The sequence below is a fragment of the Pseudoxanthomonas sp. CF385 genome (genome assembly GCF_900104255.1).
In the GTDB taxonomy this organism is placed as follows: domain Bacteria; phylum Pseudomonadota; class Gammaproteobacteria; order Xanthomonadales; family Xanthomonadaceae; genus Pseudoxanthomonas_A.
The window spans coordinates 2132093-2152334 of record NZ_FNKZ01000001.1 but is presented as its reverse complement, the minus strand read 5'-3'; the positions used below and the strand labels follow the sequence as shown (position 1 = coordinate 2152334).

Annotated in this window: 20 protein-coding genes; 8 read left to right on the top strand and 12 right to left on the bottom strand. The window is 67.1% G+C overall.

The window, feature by feature from the left end; translation table 11 throughout:
• The first annotated feature begins 30 nt into the window (after positions 1 to 30).
• Positions 31 to 1437 carry an oxygen-independent coproporphyrinogen III oxidase gene (gene hemN / locus BLT45_RS09975; RefSeq protein ID WP_093298161.1) on the top strand — a complete coding sequence of 469 codons (1407 nt, stop codon included), beginning with the start codon at positions 31 to 33 and terminating at the stop codon, positions 1435 to 1437.
• A 3-nt stretch (positions 1438 to 1440) separates the two neighbouring features.
• Here the strand turns inward: hemN and BLT45_RS18335 are convergent, their stop codons facing one another.
• Positions 1441 to 1581, bottom strand: coding sequence for a hypothetical protein (locus BLT45_RS18335; protein WP_175455783.1), 141 nt, complete (start codon positions 1579 to 1581; stop codon positions 1441 to 1443).
• A 446-nt stretch (positions 1582 to 2027) separates the two neighbouring features.
• Here BLT45_RS18335 and BLT45_RS09970 point away from each other — a divergent pair, with 446 nt between their 5' ends.
• Complete coding sequence (locus BLT45_RS09970; protein WP_093298824.1) at positions 2028 to 2402, top strand: DUF4345 domain-containing protein; 375 nt, start codon at positions 2028 to 2030, stop codon at positions 2400 to 2402.
• A gap of 21 nt (positions 2403 to 2423) precedes the next feature.
• Here the strand turns inward: BLT45_RS09970 and BLT45_RS09965 are convergent, their stop codons facing one another.
• The 9 genes from BLT45_RS09965 to BLT45_RS09925 form a co-directional block, all read right to left on the bottom strand.
• The gene (locus BLT45_RS09965) at positions 2424 to 3938 is read right to left on the bottom strand and encodes a transporter (RefSeq protein WP_254771823.1); all 1515 of its coding nucleotides are present in this window, start codon (positions 3936 to 3938) and stop codon (positions 2424 to 2426) included.
• A gap of 49 nt (positions 3939 to 3987) precedes the next feature.
• Positions 3988 to 4491 carry a hypothetical protein gene (locus BLT45_RS09960; RefSeq protein ID WP_093298158.1) on the bottom strand — a complete coding sequence of 168 codons (504 nt, stop codon included), beginning with the start codon at positions 4489 to 4491 and terminating at the stop codon, positions 3988 to 3990.
• A gap of 1 nt (position 4492) precedes the next feature.
• A complete protein-coding gene (locus BLT45_RS09955) occupies positions 4493 to 5191 on the bottom strand; it encodes a C39 family peptidase (RefSeq protein WP_254771822.1) in 699 nt (232 codons plus the stop codon).
• Entirely contained in the window at positions 5188 to 5610 is a 423-nt protein-coding gene (locus BLT45_RS18500) for a hypothetical protein (RefSeq protein ID WP_254771821.1), read from the bottom strand. Before BLT45_RS18500 ends, BLT45_RS09955 begins: the two co-directional genes overlap by 4 nt.
• A gap of 114 nt (positions 5611 to 5724) precedes the next feature.
• Positions 5725 to 7254 carry a hypothetical protein gene (locus tag BLT45_RS09945; RefSeq protein WP_217629541.1) on the bottom strand — a complete coding sequence of 510 codons (1530 nt, stop codon included), beginning with the start codon at positions 7252 to 7254 and terminating at the stop codon, positions 5725 to 5727.
• Between the two features lie 209 nt (positions 7255 to 7463).
• Positions 7464 to 7868, bottom strand: coding sequence for a fluoride efflux transporter CrcB (gene crcB, locus BLT45_RS09940; protein WP_093298813.1), 405 nt, complete (start codon positions 7866 to 7868; stop codon positions 7464 to 7466).
• A 22-nt stretch (positions 7869 to 7890) separates the two neighbouring features.
• Positions 7891 to 9174, bottom strand: a complete 1284-nt coding sequence (locus tag BLT45_RS09935; protein ID WP_093298810.1) for a replication-associated recombination protein A — start codon at positions 9172 to 9174, stop codon at positions 7891 to 7893.
• Positions 9175 to 9305: 131 nt separating this feature from the next.
• Entirely contained in the window at positions 9306 to 9929 is a 624-nt protein-coding gene (gene lolA, locus BLT45_RS09930; RefSeq protein ID WP_093298155.1) for an outer membrane lipoprotein periplasmic chaperone LolA, read from the bottom strand.
• A 100-nt stretch (positions 9930 to 10029) separates the two neighbouring features.
• Positions 10030 to 12393, bottom strand: a complete 2364-nt coding sequence (locus BLT45_RS09925; RefSeq protein WP_093298152.1) for a DNA translocase FtsK — start codon at positions 12391 to 12393, stop codon at positions 10030 to 10032.
• A gap of 289 nt (positions 12394 to 12682) precedes the next feature.
• Here BLT45_RS09925 and trxB point away from each other — a divergent pair, with 289 nt between their 5' ends.
• The 6 genes from trxB (at position 12683) to BLT45_RS09895 (ending at position 17323) form a co-directional block, all read left to right on the top strand.
• Positions 12683 to 13636 (top strand): thioredoxin-disulfide reductase, encoded by a 954-nt coding sequence (trxB, locus tag BLT45_RS09920; protein ID WP_093298149.1) that lies wholly within the window; start codon positions 12683 to 12685, stop codon positions 13634 to 13636.
• Positions 13637 to 13660: 24 nt separating this feature from the next.
• Positions 13661 to 14548: a metallophosphoesterase gene (locus BLT45_RS09915; protein WP_093298145.1), complete on the top strand. Its 888-nt coding sequence runs from the start codon at positions 13661 to 13663 to the stop codon at positions 14546 to 14548.
• Between the two features lie 10 nt (positions 14549 to 14558).
• Complete coding sequence (locus tag BLT45_RS09910) at positions 14559 to 15686, top strand: GNAT family N-acetyltransferase (RefSeq protein WP_093298142.1); 1128 nt, start codon at positions 14559 to 14561, stop codon at positions 15684 to 15686.
• 29 nt (positions 15687 to 15715) lie between these two features.
• Entirely contained in the window at positions 15716 to 16462 is a 747-nt protein-coding gene (aat, locus tag BLT45_RS09905) for a leucyl/phenylalanyl-tRNA--protein transferase (protein WP_093298138.1), read from the top strand.
• A gap of 86 nt (positions 16463 to 16548) precedes the next feature.
• On the top strand, positions 16549 to 16767 hold the full coding sequence (gene infA, locus BLT45_RS09900) for a translation initiation factor IF-1 (protein WP_055943174.1): 219 nt from the start codon (positions 16549 to 16551) through the stop codon (positions 16765 to 16767).
• Between the two features lie 193 nt (positions 16768 to 16960).
• The gene (locus BLT45_RS09895; RefSeq protein WP_093298136.1) at positions 16961 to 17323 is read left to right on the top strand and encodes a hypothetical protein; all 363 of its coding nucleotides are present in this window, start codon (positions 16961 to 16963) and stop codon (positions 17321 to 17323) included.
• 68 nt (positions 17324 to 17391) lie between these two features.
• Here the strand turns inward: BLT45_RS09895 and clpA are convergent, their stop codons facing one another.
• Together clpA and clpS are read right to left on the bottom strand one after the other, a co-directional pair.
• A complete protein-coding gene (gene clpA, locus BLT45_RS09890; protein WP_093298133.1) occupies positions 17392 to 19671 on the bottom strand; it encodes an ATP-dependent Clp protease ATP-binding subunit ClpA in 2280 nt (759 codons plus the stop codon).
• Between the two features lie 152 nt (positions 19672 to 19823).
• Positions 19824 to 20144 (bottom strand): ATP-dependent Clp protease adapter ClpS, encoded by a 321-nt coding sequence (gene clpS / locus BLT45_RS09885; protein ID WP_093298127.1) that lies wholly within the window; start codon positions 20142 to 20144, stop codon positions 19824 to 19826.
• Positions 20145 to 20242: the final 98 nt, after the last annotated feature.

The window sequence follows — 20242 nt, the reverse complement described above, 5'->3', positions numbered from 1 at the left end:
CAGACCGGGTGCCGCCCTAGCCTGTGCGACATGGGCACCGTCTCTCCTTCCCCCCTGTTCGATGCGGACCTGCTGCGGCGCTACGACACGCCGGGCCCGCGCTATACCTCCTACCCGACCGCTCCGCAGTTCAGCGCGACATTCGGCGCGCAGCAGCTTCGCGAACACGCCGATGCCAGCAACCAGGCCGGACGTGCGCGGCCGCTGTCCCTCTACGTGCATGTACCCTTCTGCGCCAGCCCCTGCTTCTACTGCGGGTGCAATCGGGTGATCACCCGCGACAAGGGGCGCGGCGAGCTATACCTGGATTACCTGTACCGCGAGATCGCGCGCATGGCGCCGTTGTTCGAGAGCGGACGCCCGGTCACCCAGCTGCACTTCGGCGGCGGCACGCCGAACTTCCTGACGCCCGCCCAGCTCGCCGATTGCGTGGCCGAATTGCGGAGCCAGTTCAGCTTCTTTTCGCCGGAGCGGATGGACTTCTCGATCGAGCTGGATCCGCGTTCTGTCACGCCGGACGACGTCGCCGAGCTCGCCCGCATCGGTTTCAACCGGGCCAGCCTGGGCGTGCAGGATTTCGACCCGGTCGTGCAGAAAGCGGTGAACCGCGTGCAGAGCGTCGAAGAGACGCTGGCCGTCCTCGATGCCTGCCGCGCGCATGGCATGCGCTCGGTAAACATCGACCTGATCTACGGACTGCCGAAGCAGACCCGGCAGGGGTTCGAGCGCACGCTCGATGTGGTGCTGGAGGCGCGGCCGGACCGCATCGCGGTCTACAGCTATGCGCACCTGCCGCAGCTGTTCAAGCCGCAGCAGCGCATCGCCCTGGAGGACCTGCCCGACGCTGAAGCCAAGCTCGGCCTGCTGGAATGCGCGATCGCGCGGCTGGTCGAGGCCGGGTATGTCTACATCGGCATGGATCATTTCGCGCTGCCGGAGGACGACCTGGCCCGCGCGCAGGCACGCGGCGACCTGCACCGGAACTTCATGGGCTACACGACGCACGCCGAAAGCGACCTGATCGGGTTCGGCGTCAGCGCCATCAGCCATATCGGCGACAGCTTCAGCCAGAACCCGCGTGACATCGCCAGTTGGGAGCGCGCCATCGACGATGGTCGCCTGCCCGTCTGGCGTGGCATGCCGCTGGATCGCGACGACGTGGTGCGTGCCGACGTCATCCAGGAACTCATGTGCCATGGCCGGCTGGATTTCGCGCGGCTAGGACGCCGCCACGGCATCGATTTCGGCGAGTACTTCGCCGACGCGTTGCCGCGGCTGGAGGGTCTTCGAGACGATGGTCTGGTGGAATTCACCAAGGCCGGCCTCCGGGCGACACCACGCGGCAGGTTGCTGCTGCGGGTGATTGCGATGTGTTTCGACCGCTACCTGCAGGCGCCGCCGACACAGGATGCGCCACGCTTCTCGCGCACCATCTGAGCATCAACGACAGGCATCGGCGACGCGGTCGTCGAAGCGGCGGCTCGTCGCGAAATCGCGTTTCAGCCCCAGGCGCGCATAAGCGCGATCACGCGCTTCCTTCGCGCGTTCGCAGGCATTGGGGTCGCGATGGATCGAGATCATTGCGCCGTGCGCCGAAGGCTTCCGGGGTGGCGGCTTGCTTCGTGGCATCGCGGCGCCACTGCTGGGTATCGTGTTCGCTGCTGTTGAGGCGACGGGTGATGGCGGGTCCGGCGGATAGTCGCGCACCCACTCCGTGCGTTGTGTCGCAGCACAGGGCGCGGCCTGATACACGGCGGCCCCGTTCTTGTCGCGGCACTTGTGGACGGGATCGTCCGCCCAGGTGGACGTGCCAACGCTGACGAGGAAGCACGCTAGCACGATGCGCCACCCGCATGAGAAAGATTGAGGCATAGCGTGCACTGTCGAACGGAGTGCGCAGGATCCCGCCTCATCGCGTGGCATGGAATCGGCGCAGGCCGCGGCTCGCTGTCAGGGTTTCCCAGCCGTTCACCGGATCGTCACCCGTCGCGGTGCGAGATGGCGGCGTCCCGTCCGTGAACTTCGCCATGACGACCGCCTACCTCTATCTCAATGCGGTGCTTTATCTGTTGCTTGCAGGCTGGTGCACGTTCGCACCGGCGCGCACCGCAGCGGCCCTCGGCTACACCACGCTCAGCCGTTCCGGGCAAAGCGAGTACCTGACGATCTACGGCGGCCTGCAACTGGGGCTGGCCTTCCTGTTCGCCTGGTTCGCATGGACCCAGCAGATGCGTACGGGGCTGGTGCTCGCGCTGGCGGTGTACCTGCCCATCGTGCTCTACCGCAGCATCGGCCTGTTGCGTTGGTGGCCGGTCGAGCCGACCACCCTGCTGCTGGCCGCCACCGAGTGGCTGATGCTCGCCGCGGCGTTGTGGCTGTGGTGGCAGGGCCGCCCCGCCTGAAGCGGGGCGCTTCCACCGCGCTCAGAAGCTGATCGGCAGCCGCGCGGTGAACGTCAGGTCCGGCGTGTCGCGGGTGACGCCGACACCCAACGCAACGTTGAGCGACGTGCGGTCGCTGAAGCGGTACGTGCCGCCCAGCAACAGCGTGCCCAGGGTGGTGCGCACGGCGCCGGCGACTTCCCGCCCGTCCTGCTTGGTCTTGTCGACGATGCTCTGGTCGTAGCCGATGCTGATGGCAGCCTTCTCATTGAGGGCCAGGCCCATGCCGAGGTTGAAGCCCAGGATATCGCCGGCCTTGATGTCCCCGAGGAATTCCGTCTGCCCGCCCAGCACGCGCCGCGATACGTCGCTGCGCTTGAAGTTGTGCAGGTAGCTCAGGCTGCCGAAGAACACGACCGGGTCGGACGGGTACAGCCAGGTGAGGCCCGGCTGCACGGCATTGAAGCCGCTGCCGGTGGGCAGGTCCAACGGCAGGCCCGTACCGGTGGTGTTCGCGACGCAGCGCGTCACGCAGTCCGTCGTCACTTCGAACAGGTCCTTTCCGGTGCGGCTCTTGTAGCGCAGCCATGCGATGTAGAAGGGTTTGTCGGGGCCGCCGCGGTTGAGCTGGTAGCGTCCAGTGATTTCAACGTCGCCGATGCCGCTGCCGCGTGCGTTGAACACGCGGTCCTGCGCCGAGCCGGTGAAGATCTCGCGGCTCACCGTGTCGCTGTGGATGTAGACGTAGGGCAGCTTGGCTTCCACTTCCATCCGCCGGCTGACGCCATAGCGGCCAGTCAGCGTCGCGACCGCGGTGGTCGTTTTCACCTGGCGCACGTCGATCAGGCCGATCAGGATGGCCGGGATGATCGTGTAGCCCACCAACGCCACGCGGTCGTTGGCCGAGTAGCCGTACTGCAGCGAGGGCTCCAGCACGAGTTTGCCCTTGGGCGTCAGCACGCCGGGCTGGTCGAAGATCTGCGCCACTTCCGGTGGCCGGGAGTCGCTTTCCGGCGCCTGGCCGACGCGCTCGGGCGCTTGCGCCTGTGCGGTCTGCGCACCCTGGGATTGCGTCGCCTGGTGTGGCTGCGGGGCTGCGGACTGTGCGTAGACCTGCGCAGACGGAGTGTCCTGCGCTTGCATGACCGCTTGCGGCGCCGGGCCCACGACGACATACGGCTGCGAGGGTGGAACGTCGCGGAAGGTGGGTGCCTGGTTGAGCGAAGGCACGATCACCGGTGCCGGAGCACCGCGCGCGCGCGCGTTGGCGAGCACCTCATCGTTGAGCGCATTCTGCAGGTTGAAGATCTGCTGCTCCTGCGCCTGCATCAGCGTGCGCATCTGTTCCAGGCGCTGCGTCTGCTCGTTGAGCTGCCGCTGCAACGCGTCCAGGCGGGCGTCGGCGGTGATCTCGTACGGTTGCAGGGGAACGGGCGGCGATTCCGCCACCGGTATCGGCACGACGCCGAGCGGCTCCTGTGCCCTCGCCTGCCCCGCCACGCCCAATCCTACGGCCAGTGCGAGCGGTGCCACCTCGATCAACGACGTCCCTTTCATGGTGTTCCCCTTGTATGGGTGAGTCCTGCCTGGGTGAAGCGCGCGCCGTTCACGGCCCGCCGGGTGCGCGCAGCAACGCGTCGGTCAGCGCGCCGTTGGCGTTCAGGTCCTGGTATGCACCCAGCGTGTCGGTGCCCACTTCCACCCGCGTGAGCGTGCGGATGTCCTGGTCGTCGAGCGAGTTCTGGATGACGATGCCGCCGGCGATCTGCGCGGGGTCGAAGCGGTTGCCCTCCCCGATCTGCACCACCAGTCCGCGGTTGAAGTCGGCCAGCGACTGGGCCTGCGCGGGGGTGATGCGGGCCACGTCGGGCACGTGCACGGCGATGCGCGCGGTGACCTCGCCGTTGAGATAGACCACGCGCTCGATGCCGAACGACAGCATCATGCCCGAGGGCATCTGGAAGCCGCCGCGCATCTGCGCCAGGCGTGCCGGGTCCACCGGACGCCATTCCACGCCGAGCTCGCCGCCCTGCCCCCGCGCACCGGACGGCGCGAGCAGCACGGCCGCCAGCAGCGCGACCCGCCATGCGGGGTGTCGGATCCTGTCCATGTCAGATGTCTCCTGGTCCGCGCCGGGGCACGGTGATGTTGCGCAGGCCGTCGCGCTGGATTCCCATGTCGAGCGGCGCCGGAGGTGCGGTCTGCCAGTCGCGGGCCTGGTTGAAGCGGGCTTCTTCCCGCCGGTTGTGGACGACGAACATCACCCGGTTGTCCCACAGCGCCTCGAAGCGCGAGCGCGGCATGGCCCGCGTGCCCCGCGCGGGATCGCCGAGCAGCACGCGACCATCGCGCAGCCCCTTCACGACGACGAAGTGGCGGTAGCCGCGATCGTTGAGCAGTACGATCGCCGGGACGTTCTCCTCCTGCAGCTTGTCCAGCGGCAACTCGAAACCATCGGCCTCGTAGCCCTTGGAGCGCAGGTAGCGACGCATGTCGAGCAGGGAGAAGCCTTCCTTGCGGATCCTCGCCTGGTCGCCGTTGTTGTACATCTGCACGAAGACATCCACCTCGCTGACGGGGTGGCCGTACTGGTGCGTCAGCAGGGTCGCGGTCGCGGCCGAGCCGCAGCTGAAGTCGTACTGCTGCGGCAGCGTGGTCTTGAACCGTGCTTCCTTCAGGCTGGTCAGGCGTATCTGGTAGCCGCCGTAGGGAATGCGCAGGTCGGTGTTGGCCGCCGACGCGCCGCCCAGCACCACGAAGGCGCATGCCAGGGCGAGGCATCGCAGCCCATGGCGTGGTCGTACCTTCACGGCGGACCGCCGCCGGTGAAATCGACGGTGACGATCATCGCGTTCTGGATCAGCACGTTGTTGCCGGTGTTCTGGATGACGGTGTTGATGCCGCTGGCGTTGTTGAACGCGCCATCGGCGACGCTGTTGGTGCCGGTCGTCACGTGATGCGCCGTGTTGCCGTCCACGGAACCGTCGACGTCGACCAGGTTCTCCACCTGCGTGCCGTCGCCCCCGCGGAGGCCTGCCAGCCGTCCCGGATCGATCGTGCGTCCCAGTTCACTGACCGGTTTGAACGGCACCTGCAACGGTGCGGGTTCGATGACGGGCGGCTGCAGCGGCGCGGTTTTCACCGCGATGTCCGCGGCCCACGCCGCGGGTGCGATGGCGCATGCGCCCGCAACCACCAGGCACAGTCTTGCTCGTTGATGCGTAAGCATGGTCAATCTCCCTTGCCATGCGTTCCCGCGCAGTCAGGCAGCGTCCCGTCATGGGGGACGCGGGCGTCCGCGCCGGATGCCCCGGCCACGAGGGCCAGGGCATCCTTGGAGCGCTTATGGACCGCCTACGGACAGGTTGGCCTGCACGGTGATGCCCTGCTGGATCAGCGAGGCCATGCCGCTGTTCTGCGCGGCCACCATGATGCCGGCTGCGGACTGACCGACGCTCGTCATGTTGTTGGACATGTCGAACGTGCCGGCGTCGACGGTGAGCGCACCGCCCGTACCGCCCGCACCGCCGGTTGCGCCATTGCCGACGCCTCCGTTGCCGTCGCCGCCGTTGCCGTCGCCGCCGTTGCCGACGCCGCCCGCACCACCGGTTGCGCCGATCGCGCCGCTCGCGCCGTCGCCGGCCGTCGCATCGCCATTGCTGGCGCTCGACGATGCGCCGCCGTTGGTGGCGTCGCCGTTGGTGGCCGCGCCGCCATCGCCGCCGTTGCCTGCGGTCGCGGTCAGCGTGCCGCCTGCGCCGCCGGTACCGGAGCCTGCGCCGCCCGTGGACGTGGCGTCGCCGCCCGTGCCACTGCCCGCGCCGCCCGTGCCGGAACCGTCACCACCGGTGCCGGTGCCGTCGCCGGACGTGCCTGCTCCTGCCGTCGCGGTGCTCGCACCGCCGGTCGAGGTCGCGTCACCCGACGTGCCTGCGCCACCGGTCGCCGTGCCGTCGCCGCTCGTGCCGTCGCCGGCACCGCGTTCACGCACGTTGCCGCTGCCGGCACCCGCGTCGCCGCCGGATGCGCCCGCGATCGAGCCCGTGTCGCCGCTCGCGCTGCCGGCGTCGCCGCCGGATGCGCCACTGGCGCCACCACCGTCGCCGCCCCAGCCGCCGGCGTCGCCGCCGCGACCGCGACCGTTGCCGGCCGTGGAGTTGCCGTCGCCGCCCCAGCCACCGGCGTCGCCGCCGTTCGCGCCGCGCGTGTCGTCGGTGTTGCCGCCGCGTCCGCCGTTGCCGGCCGTCGCATCGCCGATCGTCGCGCTGCCGTTGGAGGAATCGCCTGCGGTCGCGCTGCCGTTGTTGGCGTCGCCGCCGCTTCCGCCGCTTCCGCCGTTGCCGCCATCGCCACCGTCGCCACCGTTGCCGGTACCGCCGGCCGCGGAGCCGCCGTCGCCACGCCCGCCGTAACCCGCGCCACCACGTCCGCCGTCACCGCCGTTCGCATTGCCCCAATTCTGGGCGACGTTGCCGATGCCATACACGGTCACGCCCGAAACGCTGCCTTCGAGCCGCGTTTCGGCCACGGCCTTGCTGTGGTTGAAGGAGTTGGAGAAGGTCGAAGTCGCGGTGCTGCCGTTGTTGGCGGCGGTCGATCCGTAACCCTCGGCATTGGCGCGCCCGCGGTTGTTGCGGTTGTCGCCGTCGTGCGTGCTGTTGTCGCTGTTGTCCGAATTGTCGGAGTTGTCGCTGTTGTCGGAATTGTCCGAGCTATCGGTGTTGGTGCTGTTGTTGCTCAGGTCGGCGGAGAGATTGACGAGGATGTCGTCTCCGGTTCCATTCTCCGTGTTGGTCTGCTGGGCGAACGCCTGTCCCGTCATTCCGAGCGCCAGCAATACGGCTGATGCGATCAGTGTCTTGCGAATGCACATAGTGGTTCTCCTTGTGGCCGCTCCGGAGCCCAGGGGAAGCCCTGAAAAGCGACGGGGGTCACACTCCCACAGCATTCGTTAGCCGTTTCCGGCACGGACGTTAAATTTTCGTTTACCCGCGTGCCGCTCGTCCGCACGCCGCATGTGACTGAAATATAGGGAGTTGCCGTGGCCGTAACCCGCGGGCGCTTCCGTTCCGCCCGGCCCTCTCAGGAAGGCAGCGATACGGCCTCGGCCAGGCGCGCGCCCATCCAGACCAGCATCAGTCCGGCGACCAGGGTGATGGCGAGATAGCCGACCATCATCGGCGGACGACCGCTGCGGGCGAACAGCAGGCACTCGACCATCAGTGCCGAATAGGTGGTCAACGCGCCCAGCACGCCGACGACGAGGAAGGCGCGCCAGTAGATCGCCGACGCGCCGCGCGCCTCGAGCCAGATAACGAGGAAACCGGCGGCGAACGAACCGATCATGTTCACCGCGAACGTGCCCCACGGAAATCCGCTGCCGAGATGCCTAAGCAACAGGCCACCGAGTGCGAACCGCCCGGCTGCGCCCAACGCGCCGCCGGCCATCACCAGCGCCAGTTGCTGCCACCACACCATTGCGTTCACCGGCATGCGGGGCTCCTCGTGATCAGTCGTCGCGGCCTGCCTGCGGGCGCGCCTGGCGGCGTGCGTCACGCAGGCGGTCGAGCTTTTCCTTCAGCTTGATTTCCAGCCCGCGCTCGACGGGCTGGTAGTACACACGCTCGCCCATCGCGTCGGGGAACGCAGTCTGGTCGAGCGCGATGCCGCCCTCGGCATCGTGGTCGTACTGGTAGCCGGTGCCGTAACCCAGCGACTTCATCAGCTTGGTCGGTGCGTTGCGCAGGTGCATCGGCACGTCCTGCGTGCCGTGTTCGCGCACGTCCGCCTTGGCCGCATTGAAGGCCATGTAGCCGGCGTTCGACTTGGCGGTGCTCGCGAGGTAGATCACCAGTTGGGCCAGCGCCAGGTCGCCTTCAGGACTGCCCAAGCGTTCGTAGGTATCCCACGCATCGATCGCCATCTGCAGGGCGCGCGGGTCGGCCAGGCCGATGTCTTCCACCGCCATCCGGGTCATGCGGCGCGCCAGGTAAGCCGGGTCGCAGCCCCCGTCGAGCATGCGCGCCAGCCAATACACCGCACCGTCGGGATTGGAGCTGCGCACCGACTTGTGGAGGGCGGAAATCTGGTCGTAGAACTGTTCGCCGCCCTTGTCGAAGCGGCGCGTGCGGTCGGCGAGCACCTGCACCAGCGTCTGTGGGGTGATGCGTCCACCCTCGTCGACGGCCAGTTCCGCCGCGATTTCCAGCAGCGTGAGCGCGCGCCGCACGTCGCCGTCGGCCGCGCCCGCGATTTCGAGCAGGGCCGCATCATCGATCTGCAGCCCCTGCCCGCCCAGGCCATGTTCTGGGTCGTCGAGAGCGGCCTGCAATGCCTGGCGGATGTCGTCCGGCGAGACCGCTTCCATCACGTGCACGCGGCATCGCGACAGCAACGCGGAGTTTAGTTCGAACGACGGGTTCTCGGTGGTGGCACCGACGAAGATGATCGTGCCGCGCTCGATATGCGGCAGGAACGCATCCTGCTGCGCCTTGTTGAACCGGTGCACCTCGTCCACGAACAACACGGTACGCCGTCCACCCGCGAACCGCTGCGCCGCTTCCGCCAGCACCTGGCGCACCTCCGGCAGGCCGGACAACACCGCGGAAATCGCCTTGAACTCGGCATCGGCGTAGCGGGCCAACAGCAGCGACAAGGTCGTCTTGCCGCAGCCCGGTGGGCCCCACAGGATCATCGAGTGGACGCGTCCGCTTTCCACGGCGCGGCGCAGCGCGCTGCCCGGCGCGAGCAGCCGTCGCTGCCCGACCATGTCGTCGAGGGTGCGCGGGCGCATGCGCTCGGCAAGCGGGCGCAGCGTCTCGGTATCGACACTCAGCAGGTCGGCCGGCGGTTCAATGGGAGTGCGGGTCCTGGCCACCCGTCATTGTAACGTCGCAGCCCAGCCGCTTGGCCGGGAGGATGGGATTAGGGGCCGCCCACGACATCCACGCCCTTGCCCGGCGCGTACTTGAAAGTGCCCGCCGCGAAGGCCGGATTGCGCTTCCATCCGGTGAAGCTGATCTCGGTGCGCTGGCCCACGGCGTCCTTCACTTCCATCTTGACCAGCGTGCCGTTGGTGAAAGCCAGGCGCGCGGTCTGGAAGCTGGCATCGCCTTCCTGCTTGGGCGTAAGCGTCAGCCACTGCACCCCTCCCTGCCCTGCGGCCTCGGCGACCTTGAACTGCTGGTCGAGCTTGCCCGGGTCGATCAGCGCGGCAAGCGGGCTGTTCTCTTCTTCGATGCCCTGCTCGCGCACCGTCACCTGCTGCAGGTCAGGGTCGTAGACCCACACCTTCTTGCCGTCGGCGACGATTAGCTGTTCGTACGGCTTGTTGTATTCCCAACGGAACAGGCGCGGCGCGGACAGGGCCACGCGGCCGCTCGAGGTTTCCTTGAGCTTGCCGCCGCCGTCGTAGACCTTCTGGGTGAACTGGCCATCCAGGCCCTTCAGGCCGGTGGTGAACGTCTTCAGTTCGTCGCGTGCGCCGGCGAACGCCGTGGATGCGAACAAGGCGGTGGCGAGGACGGCATAGCGTGCGGTGCGGAGCATGGGCGTTCCGGATTGGGGACGTGGTGCGGAGTGTGCCGGGACGAAACTGAACAGGCTGCAGACCTGATCGGTTCCCGGACGGATTCGTTCAGTCGGCGGGTCAGCGCGGCGGCGGTGGCGCCAACACCTGGCGGTCGCCGTTGTGCTCCGGCGGGCTGACCACGCCCGCCGCTTCCATCGCTTCGATCAGGCGCGCGGCGCGGTTGTAGCCGATCTTCAGGCGGCGCTGCACCCCGGAAATCGACGCGCGTCGGCTCTCGGTGACGATCTTGACCGCCTCGTCGTACAGCGGGTCGGATTCGTCGCCACCGCCACCGCCAGACTCGGGCAGACCGGTCGGACCGACCACGACGCCGTCGCCCATGGTCTGGATCTCTTCCAGCACGCCCTCGATGTAGTCGGCGCTGCCGCTGGCCTTGAGGTGCTCGACGACGCGGTGCACTTCCTCGTCGCTGACGAAGGCGCCGTGGATGCGTTCCGGCATCGCCGTTCCCGGCGGCAGGTAGAGCATGTCGCCGTGGCCGAGCAGCGTCTCCGCACCGGACTGGTCGAGGATGGTGCGCGAATCGATCTTGGAGCTGACCTGGAAGGCGATGCGGGTGGGGATGTTCGCCTTGATCAGGCCGGTGATGACGTCCACCGACGGCCGCTGCGTGGCCAGGATCAGGTGGATGCCGGCCGCACGCGCCTTCTGCGCGAGGCGGGCGATCAGTTCCTCGACCTTCTTGCCGACGATCATCATCATGTCGGCGAATTCGTCGATGAAGATGACGATGAAGGGCATCGGCTCCAGCGGGCGCGGGGCTTCGGCCAGGTCCGGATTGGGCTTGAACAGCGGGTCCATCAAGGGCTGGCCCGCGTCCATCGCGTCCTTGACCTTCTTGTTGAAGCCGGCCAGGTTGCGCACGCCCACCGCGCTCATCAGCTTGTAACGGCGCTCCATTTCCGCCACGCACCAGCGCAAGCCGTTGGCGGCCTCCTTCATGTCGGTGACGACCGGCGCCAGCAGGTGCGGGATGCCCTGATAGACGCTGAGCTCCAGCATCTTCGGGTCGATCATCAGCATGCGCAGGTCTTTGGGCGAGGCCTTGTACAACAGGCTCAGCACCATCGCATTGACGGCGACGGACTTGCCCGAACCGGTGGTGCCGGCGACCAGCAGGTGCGGCATGCGCGCGAGGTCGGCCACGGTCGGGCGCCCGGCGATGTCCTTGCCCAGCGCGAGCGTCAGCACGCTGCCGGACTTGTCGTATTCCTTGGAGCGCAACAGCTCGGAGAGGAAGATCATCTCCCGGCTGGTGTTGGGGATTTCCAGGCCGATCACCGACTTGCCGGGGATCACGTCCACCACGCGCACCGACTTCACCGACAGGCCGCGGGCGATGTCCTTGTCCAGCGAACTGATCTGGCTGACCTTCACGCCCGGCGCGGGCTCCATCTCGAAGCGGGTGATCACCGGGCCCGGATAGGCGCCGACCACCTGCACGTCGATGCGGAAATCCTTGAGCTTGAATTCGATCTGCCGCGACAGGGTCTCCAGGGTCTCTTCCGAATACCCCTTCGTCTGCGGCTTGGGATCGTCCAGCAACGACAGGGGCGGCAGGCCCGATTCGTCGCCTCCGGTGCCATGGAACAACGGGATCTGCTGTTCCCGCTTGGCGCGCTCGCTCTTCTCGACGACCGCCGGTGCGGGCGGTTCGATCTTGACCGGCTCGCGCTTGGCGCGCGCGACGGCGTCGGTCTTGCGGACGGTTTCCCGCTCTTCGCGCAGGGCGCGGGTCTGCTGCCACTCGTTGGCCTGCTGGCTGCCACGGCGGAAGAGGTCCGGCAGCATCAGCACGTACTTGCCGATGCGTTCCATCACCGCGAACCAGGACAGGCCCGTGGCCAGCGTCACCGAGGTGAGGAACAGCACCAGCAGGAACAGGTTGCCGCCCAAGCCACCGAAGAGCTTCAGCAGCGATTTGCCCACGAGGGTGCCGAGGATGCCGCCGGCACCGGCGGAGAAATGTTCGGCCGACACGCCGCGCAGGTGCAGCAGGCCGGTAGCGGAAATCAGGAAGGCCACCATGCCGATCAGGCGCAGTGCAGGTCCCAGATCGGCGTTGCCGTCGCCATCGGTGTCCATGCCGAACAGCGCGATCCAGGCGATCGCCCCCAGGATCAGCGGCAACAGGAAGGCCACGTAGCCGAACAGCCAGAGCAGCATGTCCGCCAGATAGGCGCCTGCCAGGCCGCCCATGTTGTGCACCGGCGCCGTCAGGCTGCCCGACTGCGACCAGCTGGGATCCTGCGGTGAAAAGGTGAAGAGGCTGGCCAGCAGATACAGCAGCAGCGGCGCGATGGCGATCAGCGCGAGGTCGCGCCAGAGGCGCTGCCGGCGCGGATTGGGTGCCGTCGCCTGCTTGCGCGCGGCGGCGGGTGCCGCTTTTGATTTGCCGTTGTCCGGGAGCTGCTTCGCCACCTTTGGACCAGACCTTAGGAAATTTCTGTTAGTGATTGATAGTAAACGAATCGTGTGCGCTGCAACAGCCGGTCTTTCCCACAGGCACCGCGCCTGGCCGGAGGCTGGATAGCAAAAACGCCGCGCGGTCGCGCAGCGTCTTCATTCGATCCCTCGGGAGTCCGGCCCTGCATCACCGCTTTCCATCTGCGCGCCTTGATTCGCCGGATACGCAACGCCACTCTATGTGCCTGCGAACGATGCGCGAATGCGTCGTTGCCTGCCCGATATCCACTTTTCGCGAGTATACATGAGCACTTCGAAGCACTGCCGCCTGTTGATCCTGGGTTCCGGCCCCGCCGGCTGGACCGCTGCCGTCTACGCCGCCCGCGCCAACCTCAAGCCTGTCCTCGTCACCGGCCTGCAGCAGGGCGGCCAGCTGATGACGACCACGGAAGTGGACAACTGGCCGGGCGACGCGCACGGGCTCATGGGGCCGGACCTGATGACGCGCATGCAGGCGCACGCCGAGCGTTTCGACACCGAGGTCATCTTCGACCACATCCACACGGCCGATCTCTCCAAGCGTCCGTTCAAGCTGATCGGCGACAACGGCGAGTACACCGCCGACGCCCTGATCATCGCCACCGGCGCTACGGCCAAGTACCTGGGTCTGGAGTCGGAGGAGGCGTTCAAGGGGCGCGGCGTGTCCGCCTGCGCCACCTGCGACGGCTTCTTCTACCGCGACCAGGACGTGGCGGTCATCGGCGGCGGCAACACGGCCGTGGAAGAGGCGCTTTACCTGGCCAACATCGCCCGCAAGGTCTACCTGGTTCATCGCCGGGACACGCTGCGAGCCGAAAAGATCATGCAGGACAAGCTGTTCGCCAAGATCCAGGCGGGCAAGATCGAGCCGGTGTGGCACCACACGGTGGACGAGGTGCTGGGCAACGAGGCCGGCGTGACCGGCCTGCGGGTGAAGTCGGTGCTGGACGACAGCACGCGCGAAATCGACATCCATGGGTTCTTCGTGGCCATCGGCCACACGCCCAACACCAGCCTGTTCGAGGGCCAGCTCGACATGAGCAATGGCTACCTGAAGATCCGCTCGGGCATCGAGGGCAATGCGACCGCGACCACCATCCCGGGCGTGTTCGCCGCGGGCGACGTGACCGACCAGCACTACCGGCAGGCCATCACCTCGGCCGGCTTCGGCTGCATGGCGGCGCTGGACGCGGAGCGTTTCCTCGACAAGGACGCCTGATCCCGGGCACGACGGCTTCCACGGATGGACAAGCTCCAACTCAAGTACTGCATCTACTACGGCAGCTGGCTGGTCTGGCCGTTCATGGCCTGGCTGGTCTGGCGGCTGCGCCAGCGCGAACGGCGCTGGCTGGTCGCAACGCTGTTGGTGGGCTGCCTGGTCTTCGCCTGGGCGCGCTTCGTCGAGCCGCAGCGCATCCGCGTGCAGGAAACCGTGCTCGCGGGCACCGGTGGGCAGTTGCGCGTGGTGCTGATCAGCGACATCCACCTGGGGGTCTACAAGGACAGCGCCTATCTCCAGCGGCTGGTCGACCGCATCAACACGGTGCAGGCGGATGCCGTGGTGATCGCCGGCGACTTCACCTACGAGCCGGACGGGCGACCGCTGGCACCGATGTTCGCGCCGCTTGGAAGGCTGCAGATGCCGACCTACGCCGTGCTCGGCAATCATGACCAGCAGGCGCCGGGTCCGGATGTGGACGCGGAACTGCGCGCGGCCCTGGCCACGCATGCGGTGCAGGTCATCGAAGGCCGGTCGGTAACGCTGAAAGGCTTCCGCCTCGCCGGCCTGGGGGATCGCTGGGCCCACAACGACGATCCGGCCTTCCTGCATGCGACGCCCTCCCCGCTGCCCACGCTGGTGCTCACCCACAACCCTGACAGCGCGATCGCGCTGGGGCCGGACCACGCCGCGCTGGTGATGGCGGGGCATACGCACGGCGGGCAGATCCGCATCCCGTGGCTGTACCGGAAGGTGATCCCGAGCCGATACGGGTTCGATCGCGGCCAACAGTATCTGCGCACGCCCCATGGCACCGTGCGGGTCTACACCACCGTGGGTACGGGCGAGATCGGCCTGCCGATGCGCCTGTTCAATCCGCCGACCATCGACGTGCTGGACCTGCGCCCTTAGCATCGCCGTGATGCCGGTCGTCCGTTTCCTCGCTTCGCTTGCCGATGTGCCCGCCTCCGCCTGGGATGCGCTGCACGATGGCCGCAACCCCTTCGTCTCCCACGCGTTCTTGCAAGGCCTGGAGGCCACCGGCTGCCTGCGCGCGGACTGGGGCTGGACGCCGCACCACCTGACGCTGTGGGAAGGCGGCGCGCTGGTCGCTGCGGCACCCGGTTACCTCAAGGACAACTCGCACGGGGAGTTCGTATTCGACCATGCCTGGGCGCACGCCTATGCGCAGCACGGGCTCGACTACTACCCGAAATGGCTCGGTGCGGTGCCCTACTCCCCGGTCACCGGTCCGCGACTGCTCGCATCCGACGCCGCGCATCGTCCGGCCCTGCTGGCCGCGATCCAGGACGAGGCACGGCGGCTGGGTCTGTCGTCCGCGCACGTCAACTTCTATCCCGAGGAGGAGGACGGGGCGTTTCCGGAGGCGTGGTCGCCCCGTCTGGATGTGCAGTACCACTGGAAGAATCCCGGCCACTGGCACGGGTTCGATGACTTCCTGGCCGACCTTGACCACAAGCACCGCAAGAACATCCGCCAGGAACGCGCCAAGGTCGAACGCGCCGGCGTGACCATCCGCATCGTCCATGGCGACGAGGCCACGGATGCCGACCTGGAGGCCATGTACCGGTTCTATCTCGGGACCTTCCGCGACTACGGCAACTCGCCCGCGCTGACGCTGGCGTTCGTGCAGCACCTCGCGGCGACCCTGCGGCATGGGCTGGTGATCTTCCTGGCCGAGCAGGACGGACGCCCCATCGCGGGCGCACTCTGCCTGCGCGGCGGCGACACCCTGTACGGCCGCTATTGGGGGGGTGATGTGCAACTGCCGGGGCTGCACTTCGAGACCTGCTACTACCAGGGCATCGCCTACTGCCTACGCGAGGGCCTGACGGTGTTCGAGCCCGGCGCGCAGGGCGAGCACAAGATCGCGCGCGGGTTCCTGCCCACCTTCGTACGTTCGCGGCACTGGATCTCGCATCCGGACTTTGCGGATGCGTTGGCCGCCTGGTGCGCCGAGGAAGCCCTGGCCGTGCGCCGCTACGCACGGACCCTGCAGGCCCATTCCCCTTTCAAGCAACGCGACTGATACCGCGGGGCCGCGACTACACTCCGCGCATGCGTCAGAAGCCTTTCGTTCTCCCTGCCGATCCCTACGCGCCCTTTCCTCCGGCCGACAGCGCGATGCGCGAGCCGGATGGCCTGCTGGCGATCGGCGGTGATCTGTCGCTGCCGCGCCTGCTCAATGCCTACCGCGCCGGGGTATTTCCGTGGTTCTCGTCAGGGCAGCCGCCGCTGTGGTGGTCGCCCGATCCACGCACCGTGTTCCCCACGGCGGACATTCGCCTGTCCTCGCGGTTCCGTCGCGAACTGCGCCGGTCGACGTGGACGATCCGCGCCGACACGGCGTTCGAGCGGGTGATCACCGCGTGCGCCCAAGCGCCTCGCACGGGACAGGACGGTACCTGGATCACCTCCGGGATGCGCCAGGCCTACATCGATCTGCATCGCGAAGGCCACGCGCATTCGGTGGAGGTGTACGAAGGCGAGGTGCTGGTAGGCGGCCTCTACGGGGTCGCCATCGGGCGGATGTTCTTCGGTGAGAGCATGTTCAGCGCCCGGTCCGGAGGATCGAAAGTAGCCCTCGCGGCGTTGGCACGTCGGCTGGCCGAATGGGGGTGGCCATTGATCGATGCGCAGGTGGAAAACCCCCACCTGATCTCGCTCGGCGCACAACGGATGCCGCGCAAGGCCTTCCTTGAGCAGGTACAGACCCTGGTGGGCCTCGCCGGGCCGGAGGGTGCCTGGACTGCCCGTTTCGGCGCGTTGGCCGCGGCCGGATTGGCGCAAGTCCGGGCGCCATAACGGAATTTTTGCACGCAGGCCGGTCCAGGCGTACAATGCCCGGCTTCATGGCATCTGCCATCCCTCGCGGCACAGCACAGGCTTACATGTCGAAAGACGATTCCATTGAATTCGAAGGCACCGTTGCCGAAACGCTGCCCAACACCATGTTCCGGGTCAAGCTGGAGAACGGGCACGAGATCATCGCCCACATCTCCGGACGCATGCGCAAGAACTACATCCGCATCCTGACCGGCGACAAGGTGAAGGTCGAAATGACCCCGTACGACCTGACCAAAGGTCGCATCACGTATCGCATGAAGTGATACGTTCAAGTATCTGATTAACAAGGCGGCCTTTAGCCGCCTTGTTTGTTTCCGGTCCGCACGAATGGGCCGAAAGGCCCGGTGACTTTCCTCATTGGGCCACAGGTCACTGGTCCCTCAGGCAGATTCGGAACGGGATGCACGACCCTAACGTGGGCGCCGGCCAATCCAGGCCGCCAACCGACCCCACGCCATGAACCTCCGTCCCGTCCTTTCCCTGGCCCTGCTGGGCCTGGCTTCCATCGCCTTCACCGCGTCTGCCAGCGAGTCCGCCGAGTGCGTCGATCTGGGATCCGACCAGGAGATCGTACGGGCCGGCAATGGTCAGCAGATCTTCCTGCGCGATGGCCAGACCCACTACCGGATCGGCTTCGCCCGGAGCTGCGATTCCATCCAGATGACCTCCAGCGTCAAGATCGTCACGGATGGCCAGGAAAACCGCCTGTGCCCCTCCGGCAGCAAAGTCCGCACGAAGGAAACGAACTGCGCGGTGAGCGCGCTCGAAGTCATCAGCGCCGAAGAGTTCGCCAAGCGGAAGAAGCGCGGCACCCGCTGAGAGGCATGCAAAGAAAAGGCGGCCGGAAGGCCGCCTTTTTTGTCGCCGCATCGCGCGGCCCGCCGTGCTCAGACCGTCGCGGGCAACAGCCGTTCCGGCTCCGCCTGCGCATCGACGACGAGTTCGCCATCGCGCACATCGATGCTGACCCGCCCGCCATTGACCAGCTTGCCGAACAGCAACTCGTCGGCGAGCGGCCGCTTCACCTTGTCCTGGATCAGGCGCGACATCGGACGCGCGCCCATCAGCGGATCGAAGCCGTGCTGGGCCAGCCAGTCGCGCGCCGCCGGCGTGGCCGACAGGCTGACGTGCTTCTCCTGCAGCAGCATTTCCAACTCGATGATGAACTTGTCCACCACCCGCAGGATGTGGTCGAAGCCGAGGCCCTGGAACTGCACGATGGCATCCAGGCGGTTGCGGAATTCCGGCGTGAAGCTGCGGCGGATCACTTCCATCGCATCGGTGGAGTGGTCCTGCTGCATGAAGCCGATCGTCCGCCGCGAGGCCTGCGCCGCGCCCGCGTTGGTCGTCATCACCAGGATGACATTCTTGAAATTCGCTTCACGGCCGTTGGTGTCGGTCAGCACACCGCGGTCCATGACCTGCAGCAGGATGTTGAAGATGTCCGGGTGCGCCTTTTCCACCTCGTCCAGCAGCAGGACGCAGTGCGGCGTCTTGACGATCTTCTCGGTCAGCAGGCCACCCTGGTCGAACCCCACGTAGCCGGGAGGCGCGCCGATCAGGCGGCTGACCGAGTGCGGTTCCATGTACTCGGACATGTCGAAGCGGACCAGCTCGATGCCCAGCTGCAGCGCGAGCTGCTTGGTCACTTCGGTCTTGCCCACGCCGGTGGGTCCGGCGAACAGGAAGTTGCCGATCGGTTTGTCCGGATTGGCCAAGCCGCTGCGCGCGAGCTTGATCGCTGAAGAGAGCGTTTCGATGGCCGGGTCCTGGCCGAAGATGACCATCTTCAGGTTGCGCTCCAGGTGCTGCAGCACGTCCTTGTCGGACGAGGACACCTGCTTGGCCGGGATGCGCGCCATCTTGGCGACGATGGTTTCGATCTCCTCGACGTCGATCAGCTCCTTGCGCGTCTCCAGCGGCAGCAGCCGCTGGCGGGCACCCGCCTCGTCGATCACGTCGATGGCCTTGTCGGGCAGCAGGCGGTCGCCGATGTGCTTGACCGACAGGTCCACCGCCGCCTGCAGGGCATCGTCGGCGTACGTCACGCCGTGGTGCGCCTCGTACTTGGGCTTCAGGCCCTGCAGGATCTGGTAGGTTTCGCCGACCGTGGGTTCCACGATGTCGATCTTCTGGAAGCGACGCGCGAGCGCGCGGTCCTTCTCGAAGATGCCGCGGTATTCCTGGAACGTGGTCGAGCCGATGCAGCGCAGCTCACCCGAGGCCAACGCGGGCTTGATGAGGTTGGACGCATCCATCGTGCCGCCGCTGGCCGAGCCGGCGCCGATGATGGTGTGGATCTCGTCGACGAACAGGATGGCGCCGGGGATCTTCTTGATCGAAGCCAGCACGCCCTTCAGGCGCTTCTCGAAGTCGCCGCGGTACTTGGTGCCGGCCACCAGCGCGCCGAGGTCCAGCGAATAGATGACCGCGTCCAGCAGCACGTCGGGCACCTCGCCCTCGACAATGCGCTTGGCCAGGCCCTCGGCCAGCGCCGTCTTGCCGACGCCGGCTTCGCCCACGTACAGCGGATTGTTCTTGCGGCGGCGGCAGAGGACCTGGATGGTCCGCTCGATCTCGTCGCCACGGCCGACCAGGGGATCGATCCTGCCCTGGCGCGCGAGGTCGTTGAGGTTGCTGGCGAATTCGGTCAGCGCATCGCCCTTGCCCTCGCCGTCCGCACCCTCGGCCTTGCCCTCGCTCTCCGGATGACCGGACGCTTCGTTCTCCTCGCCCTGCTTGGCGATGCCGTGGGAGAGGTAGTTGACGATGTCCAGCCGGGTGACGTCCTGCTGGTTGAGGAAGTACACCGCGTGGGAGTCCTTCTCGCCGAAGATCGCCACCAGCACGTTGGCGCCGGTGACCTCCTTCTTGCCCGAGGACTGCACGTGGTAGACGGCGCGCTGGAGCACGCGCTGGAAGCCCAGCGTCGGCTGGGTGTCGCGGCCGTCGTCTTCCGCCAGGCGGGACACCGACGCTTCGATCGCCTGCTCCAGGTCCGCACGCAGGCGGTTCGCGTCCGCGCCGGTCGCCTTGAGGACGGCCTGGGCTGATGGATTTTCCAGGAGCGCGAGCAGCAGGTGCTCGACGGTCATGAATTCGTGCCGAGCTTCACGGGCGCGCTTGTAGCACTGGCCGATGGTCTGCTCGAGGTCTTTGCTGAACATGGTTGCCTCCGGGGCCGATGCCGACAATATGCGGCTTGGCGGGCGGTTTTCCATCACCCTACCGGATTTCAGTGTTCAGGGATCGTTACCTTGTCTCGCGCGGCGGCGCCCCCACACCGTTCATGCCGGCCCGGCTGCCCTTGCCGGCTCCCTCAGGACTTCTCCATCGTGCACAGCAAGGGATGCTGGTTGATACGGGAAAACTCGTTGACCTGGGCCACCTTGGACTCGGCGACCTCGCGGGTGTAGACGCCGCAGACGCCCCGGCCGCGGGTATGCACGTGCAGCATGACCTGGGTGGCCTTTTCCAGGTCCATGACGAAGAACTGCTGCAGGACCGTCACGACGAAGTCCATCGGCGTGTAATCGTCGTTGAGCAGCAGTACCTGGTAGAGGGGCGGCGGCGCCACTTCAGGTCGACTGGTTTCCACCAGCAAGCCGTGGTCGCGTTCGTTTTCGTTCTTGCGGGGCATGGCGCAATTATAGGCGCTGGGAACCGCCGCCGCCCGCGGCATGCGTGGACGCCATGCGTGACCGCGGCCACAATGCACGCACCCCTCCGCCAGAAGCC